This is a genomic window from Desulfovibrio sp., from assembly GCF_035644575.1.
GTDB lineage: Bacteria > Desulfobacterota > Desulfovibrionia > Desulfovibrionales > Desulfovibrionaceae > Desulfovibrio.
Map to the genome: position 1 here is coordinate 1 of NZ_DASQOG010000127.1, position 6,772 is coordinate 6,772.

Here is a 6,772-nt window from a genome sequence, read left to right on the forward strand (position 1 = left end):
CACCTCTGTGGACTTATACAAAGCCCGTGCCAGAGGCACGTTTTCGCGAATGGGAATCCGGTTTTCGCGGGCTACTTCCTTGATTTTTTCGGCCAGATGGTCTGCGCCCTTGGCAAGCACGATGGGGGCGGGAGCTTCCGAGGTATTATAGCTCAGGGCCACGGCTATGTGCGTGGGGTTTGTGACCACCACATCCGCCTTGGGCACGTCGGCAAGCATGCGCTTGCTCATCATTTCCATCATTTTTCTGCGCTGTTGCCCCTTGACCACGGGGTCGCCATCAGCCTGTTTCAGCTCGTCCTTCACTTCCGACTTGGTCATCTTCATGCCTTCGTTATAGGCATAGCGAGACTGCCATACGTCAAAAATAGCAATGGCAATGATGGGCAGCAGCGCGTAGCAGGTCAGCTTGAAAGCCATTTGCAGCATGTAGGTCGCCACGCCCTCGGTGCTGGCGTAGTACATGGGCAGAAAATTCTGATGTTCCTTGAAGATGATCCAGCCGGGGATGATGCCGAGAACAAGAGAAAACAGCAGGCTCTTGATGGTGCGCAGGGCTGTTTGCGGCGATGCCAGCATCTGCTTGAGGCCCTGGATTATGTTGAAGCGCTTCAACGTGGGTCGCATCGCCTTGGTTGTCCAGAGTTTGCCAACCTGTAAGCGCTGCGCCAGAAAGGCCAGAAAACCCAAGGTCAGCAGGATGGGCATGATCATGCGGGCAATTTCAAGCGTGACGTCGATGCTGAGGCTGTAGACGTTTTCAGGGTTGGGATCGAACTCCCACGAATGGCTGAGAAAGTGGCGGAACAGGCGCTTGATGTTGTCGGCCATGGGGCCGATCCATGCATAAAGAATACACAAGCCCCCCAGCAGGCTCACTGCCTTGCCCAGTTCTGGCGCTTTGGGAACATTGCCCTCCTCACGCTGCTTGCTGACGCGTTTTGGAGTGGCTTTTTCTGTTCTGCTTGGATCTTCCTGCGAACCGAACATGCTCTTACCGCCTGGTTGGGTTGACGCTGCTAAGCGCTTTGCCCTGGCAATAGCAAAAAATATGCCCGTCAGAGAACTGGCGGGCATATCAGATCAGGGCGCAACGGTCATTGGGCGCATGGAGTTTCCTCCGCGTGCGCGTCAGCTGTTGCGAGCTGTTTGAAATCAGGGAGTTTGCTGATCCTCTTCCTCCTGCCACCACCAGCGGGCGCGCTGGCAGAGCAGGTCAATATCGCCAGCGGCGGCGAGGTTGAGCATCTGTCGGTATTGGCGCACAGCTTCGTAGCTGTAGGGGTTGGCCTCAAACAGGCCAGCGAACATGCGAGCGTCTTCTGTCAGCATTTTGCGGGCCGCGTTCTGGCGGCGGCGGAACGAAGGCGTAAGAAAGGGCAGCAGGTCCTCATGCTCCGCCAGCAGGGCAAAGTACGCCAGGCTGGTGATGAAGTTCATGTTCTGGATGCTGGCCATGGCCTTGTCGTGCTTTTCGGCGGTGGTGCAGAAAACACGGCAGCCAAGGGCTGTAAAAAAGCCCGAGGCCAGTTCCACGTGATCCTGCCCCGCATGGCCCCCCGGCACAATGGCCACGGGCTGGTCTGCCTGCGGATCCGGCTTGGGGCCAAAGAGGGGATGCGTGCCCACTACTGGCCCGGCCCAGGCCTTTTCCATCTGTTGCAGCGGAATTTCCTTGACGGAGGTTATGTCCGCCAGCACCGCCCCAAGGGGCAGATGCGGGCAGACTGTAGCAATAACCTCGCTGAAAACAGCGGCAGGAACGCAAATAATGGCCAGCTCGGCCCCCGCGCAGGCGGGAGCCAGAACTTCGGGAGTCAGGGGCACGTCCACGCCCGCCACGCTCAGCCCTGCCGACTCGGCGCGAGCCAGCAGCATGGTGCCCATGCGGCCAGTGGAGCCAACAATGACGGTTTTTACGGGATTGCGCGGGTAGAAGCCGGTAAAGCCGTCAAATCCATCCTCCGCAGCGGATTCCCCGCCGTTATGGGCGGCAGGAGTGCCATTGCTGCCTTGATTGCCGTTCATGCCAGTTGCTCCCAGATATTCCAGAATTGCGGAAAGGATTTGCGCACCACGAGCGGGTCGTCCAGCAGGCCGCGTACGTTTGTTTCAGGCTGGCGCAGTCCCAGCAGGGCCAGAGACATGGCGATGCGGTGGTCGTTGTGGGCCGAGAGGGAAACGCCCTCGGGCAAGCGCGGACAGTCCGGCTTGCCGTTGCCGCGTCCGGCCAGACCGTGAATGAGCATGCCGTCGGAAAGCTGGTCAATGACCACCCCAGCCTTGGCAAGCTCCTGCGCCGGGGCGCTGATGCGATCCGATTCTTTATAACGCAGATGGGCCACATTGCTGATGCGCGTGGAACCCTGCGCAAAGGCGGCCAGCACGGCTACAGTGGGCACGAGGTCGGGGCAGTCGCCCATGTCCAGCTCCACGCCATGAAGGGCGGAGGGGTACACGGTGACGGAATCTTCCGTCATGGTCATGCGCGCGCCCATGCGCTGCAAAATGCCCAGCATGGCGCGGTCGCCCTGCAGGGAATCCGCGCGCAAACCTTCAACCCTCACGGGCTTGAGGCCCAGTGCGCCAGCTGCAAGCAGATAGGACGCGCCAGACCAGTCGCCTTCAACGGTGTAGTTGCCCGCGCGGTACGCGCCGGGATGGACTGTCACGCGCAGGCAGCCGGGATGCGCGGCCTTGAGTTCGCGCCATGCGCCAGGAGGCAGCATTTCCCACGGGGCATCAGCCGCGTCGCGGGTTTCCACGTCAAAGCGGATGCCGTAGTCGGTCAGGCATTGCAGGGTCAGCCCCACATAGGGCCAGGACACGGCTTTCTGCCCGCCAAGCGTTACGGACAGAGGCGCAGGCCCCATGGGGGCCGCCAGCAGCAGACCCGAAAAATACTGGCTCGAAATATCCATGCCCAGCGTCACCTCGCCCCCGCACAGGGCAGGGGTGAGGCCCTTGGCGTGCAGCACCAGCGGCGGGCAGTCGGGCTTGCCCTCAAATGTGACGGCAAGGCCCAGTTTTTTGAGGGCGTCGGTCAGTTCTTCGATGGGGCGTTCGTGCATGCGCGGTGCGCCGTGTATGCGAAATTCGCCCTCGCCAGCGGCCAGCACTGCGGTGAGCAGCCGACATGTGGTGCCGGATTCTTCCACATCGCAGGAAAGGGGATCGCCCGTAGCGCCGCTGCGGGGCTTGCCGCCCATGCCCACCACGCGCCACGCGCCGGAGGCCTGGGTGCTTTCGGGCAGGGTTTCCATGCTCGCCCCGGCTCCGCACAGGATGGCGCGGGTGCGTTCGAGGTCCCGGCTTTCAAGGGTATGCCGCACGGTGGAAACACCCTGCGCCAGCGCCGCGCCAATAAGATAGCGGTGCGAAACAGATTTTGAAGCGGGTGCGGTAACGCTTGCCGTGGCCTGCTTTTCGGCCTCGGTGATGATAATGGTGCTCTGGCTCATGAGGCTGGCTGCTCCGGTGTTTCCGAGTGGAGGTCAAGACGGTCCAGTTGCGGCCCTGTGGGGTAGCTGCCCAGTATGCGGAAGCTCGTGCAGACTTCGTGCAGTTTTTCCAGCAGGGGGGCGTAGCGGGGATCTTCCAGATCGCTTTCCACATCGGCAAAGAATACGTATTTCCAGCGCTGACCGCGCAGGGGGCGCGATTCCAGCTTGCGCATGTTGATGCCGTTGCTTGCCAGCAGGTCAAGCACGCTTGAGAGCGCGCCCGCCTTGTCTGCCGTGGTGAACAGCAGCGAGGTCTTGTCCGCGCCGGTATGGCCGGGCTGCGGGCCGCCCGTGCGGCTGCCCGAGCGCGCGTCGCCGGGGCCGATGATCACAAAGCGCGTCCAGTTGCCGGGCTCGTCCTCAATGCGGCGGGCCAGAACGGCAATGCCCATGAGGTCGGCCAGCTTGCCGTGACCAATGGCGGCGGCGTCTTCCTTGCCAGCGGCGTACTGGGCGGCGGCGGCGGTGGATTCCACCGGCACAAGGCCTGCGCCGGGCAGATGGGCGCGCAGCCACGCGCCGCACTGGGCCAGAGGCTGGGGGTGGGAATACACGGTGCGCACGGCGGCCAGCGAGGGCGCGTTGCTCAGCAGACAGTGCGAAATGCGTGAAAACAGCTCGGCCTGAATATGCACGTCGTACTTGAGGAACAGGTCAAAGCTCACGCCCACGGTTCCCTGAAGGGAATTTTCCAGCGGCACCACGCCGAGCTCGCACTGACCGGAAGCCACTTCCTGAAAGACCTGCGTAATATCGTTGCAGGGGCGGAACTGGGCGGCATGGCCCAGATACTCCACGCCCGCAAAGTAGGAAAACGTGCCTTCCGGGCCGAGATAGGCCACATTCTGGGGCCGCTGCAAGGAGCGGGAAGAAGAAAATATCTCGCGCCAGATGGCCCGCAGATGATCCTCCGGCAGGGGGCCGGGGTTGCGCGTTGCCAGACTGTCCAGCACTTCCTTCTCCCGCAGGGGCTTGAAGATAATGCCCGGAACGTCGGCCTTGATGCGTCCCACTTCGAGGCTCAGGGCCGCCCGCTGGTTGAAGAGCGTGAGCAGATCCTGATCCACGGCGTCAATCTCGTGCCGGATGGCGGCAAGGCGCGCGCCCGCCTCATCAGGAGAGGCTGCCTGACGGTCTGCTGCGGCTGCGGGGTGGCCCGTGGGCCAGTGGCTGTTGCTGTCGTCCATGCTTATATCTCCCGGATGTCTTCGCGGATGCGCATGCCAAAATGGCGACCGGCTTCGTCCAGGCGGCACAGCACGGTATCGCCGGGCTTCAGGCTCACCACGCTCACCGGCTCGCCGCCGGGGGTGGTCAGCCGGATGGTTTCGGCATTCTGCAAAAATACCGCGCCGGTTTTAACGCCGTCTTCGGTGGTAACCTGGGCTTCAACCAGCAGCATGGGGCGCACTTCAATCTTGACCCTGCCAAGGGTGGCAAGGCTGGTTTCGCCGTTGGCGTCCACGATCAGCACTTCCTGCCCCGCCTTGAATTCGCCAAGATAGGTGGTTTTGTCGCCGGGCAGGCGCACGTAGGCATGCACGGCTCCCGCATTGACCCTGAAGGGGCGGGCGGCGACATATTCGTTGCGTTCGGTTTCCGCATGCACAAGAAAGGTAAAGGCGCTGGAATTGCCCACCAGCATTCCCTGCCCCTTGCGCAGGATGGAGAGCGTATCGGCGCAGACTCGGTGCCCGAGGCCCACGGATTCCACACGGGTGATCACTGCGGGCAGCAGTTCTTCATGCCCTTGCGAAAGCTTGCACTGGCTGACAATGGTCTTGAGATCGGCCACGGCCTCTCTGGATACAACAATGCCCGCCACACCGTGTTCCAAAATTCCTGCGGCAAGGCGGGCCTCGTCCAGCGTAGCGGCCTCAGCCAGAACGCTGTCGCTCTGGGCCAGAAGGTTTTCCACAGGTATTACCTCCCAGCCGCGAGCCAGAACCACACGCTCGCCCTTGTGCAGCCGTTCGAGCACGGCTTCTTCGTCTGCCTTGACGTTGAGCGCCATCATGGCGGTATCTTCGGCAGTCCATACAGGGCAGCGCGAAAGACCGGAAACCTCTTCCACATGCTGGCGCGGCACAATAACGCCGTCCACGCCGGATTCCAGCGCCAGGGTCACATCGCCCTTGTCAAAAGGAACGCAGTTGAAATAGATGCGGGACATGCGGCTTACTCTCCTACAATTTCCATGGCCTGATCCACGGAAACGTTGTCGTGCACGATGGCGCGCAGGGCTTTGACCAGGGCAACGCGGTTGGGATGCTGGAAGACGTTGCGGCCCACGGAAATACCCGCGCCGCCAGCACTCAGCGAATCCTGAACCATCTGGAGTATCTGGCGGGTGGAATCCATGCGTTCGCCACCGGCGATAACCACGGGCACGCAACAGGCGGCCACGACTTCAGAGAAGCTTTCCGCATCGCCGGTGTAGGGCACCTTGACGATGTCCGCGCCCAGCTCAACGCCCACGCGAGCGCAATGGGCCACAACGTCCTTGGCGTAACCGTTCTGAATCTGCGGGCCGCGCGCGTACATCATGGCCAGCAGCGGAATGCCCCAGTTGTCGCACGATTCGGCCACCCGGCCCAGATCTGCCAGCATGAGGCGTTCATTGGGGTCGCCCAGGTTGACGTGTACCGAAACGCAGTCCGCGCCGTGCTTGATGGCTTCTTCAACCGTACCCACGAGGGTTTTGGTGTTGCCGAGGGGCGAAAGAGCGGTGGAGGCGGAGAGGTGGATGATAAGGCCGATGTCGCTGCCCGCGTTGCGGTGCCCGCAACGTACAAGGCCCTTGTGCATGAGTACTGCGTCCGCGCCGCCCGTGGCCATGTCGTTGACGGTGTCGCGCATGTCCACCAGACCTTCAACAGCGCCGATGGTCACGCCGTGATCCATGGGAACAATGATGGTACGGCCATTTGTGCGGTTGATGATGCGTTCCAGGCGGATTTTTTTTCCAAGGTACATGGGCTCGCTCCTTTCAGTCTGCTGCTTTAAGGTGACCCGCATGAGGCGGGGTTTGCCGCATCTTTTCCGGCGGCCCATACAAAAAAAGGGCCGCTGGCTTGTTGCCTGCGGCCCGTTGAACTTTCTAACTTTTACGCGTCAGCAAAGCTCCCGACCACAGGCTCCGGTAAAGTACGCAAAATAATACCAGCTAAAGATGCCGGCGGCGTAGGAGGAGGTGTGGTTGGAAGAAATGCGCTGCATGAAAGTATCCTTAAAATTTTCTAGGTAAAAAGCTACGCGGCATGCAAAAG

General features: G+C 61.5%; 6 protein-coding genes. All 6 read right to left on the bottom strand.

Going from position 1 to position 6,772, the window contains the following annotated elements; translation table 11 throughout:
* Nucleotides 1-990 (bottom strand): flagellar type III secretion system protein FlhB (locus VEZ52_RS07275; protein WP_324836236.1); only part of this gene is annotated, 990 nt, incomplete at its 3' end.
* A gap of 165 nt (nucleotides 991-1,155) precedes the next feature.
* A complete protein-coding gene (locus VEZ52_RS07280) occupies nucleotides 1,156-1,887 on the bottom strand; it encodes a prephenate dehydrogenase (RefSeq protein WP_324836241.1) in 732 nt (243 codons plus the stop codon).
* A gap of 137 nt (nucleotides 1,888-2,024) precedes the next feature.
* Nucleotides 2,025-3,461: a 3-phosphoshikimate 1-carboxyvinyltransferase gene (locus VEZ52_RS07285; RefSeq protein WP_324836237.1), complete on the bottom strand. Its 1,437-nt coding sequence runs from the start codon at nucleotides 3,459-3,461 to the stop codon at nucleotides 2,025-2,027.
* Nucleotides 3,458-4,690, bottom strand: a complete 1,233-nt coding sequence (gene pheA / locus VEZ52_RS07290) for a prephenate dehydratase (protein WP_324836238.1) — start codon at nucleotides 4,688-4,690, stop codon at nucleotides 3,458-3,460. Before pheA ends, VEZ52_RS07285 begins: the two co-directional genes overlap by 4 nt.
* A 2-nt stretch (nucleotides 4,691-4,692) precedes the next feature.
* Entirely contained in the window at nucleotides 4,693-5,676 is a 984-nt protein-coding gene (locus tag VEZ52_RS07295; protein WP_324836239.1) for a 3-dehydroquinate synthase II family protein, read from the bottom strand.
* Between the two features lie 5 nt (nucleotides 5,677-5,681).
* Nucleotides 5,682-6,479, bottom strand: a complete 798-nt coding sequence (locus VEZ52_RS07300; RefSeq protein ID WP_324836240.1) for a 2-amino-3,7-dideoxy-D-threo-hept-6-ulosonate synthase — start codon at nucleotides 6,477-6,479, stop codon at nucleotides 5,682-5,684.
* Nucleotides 6,480-6,772: the final 293 nt, after the last annotated feature.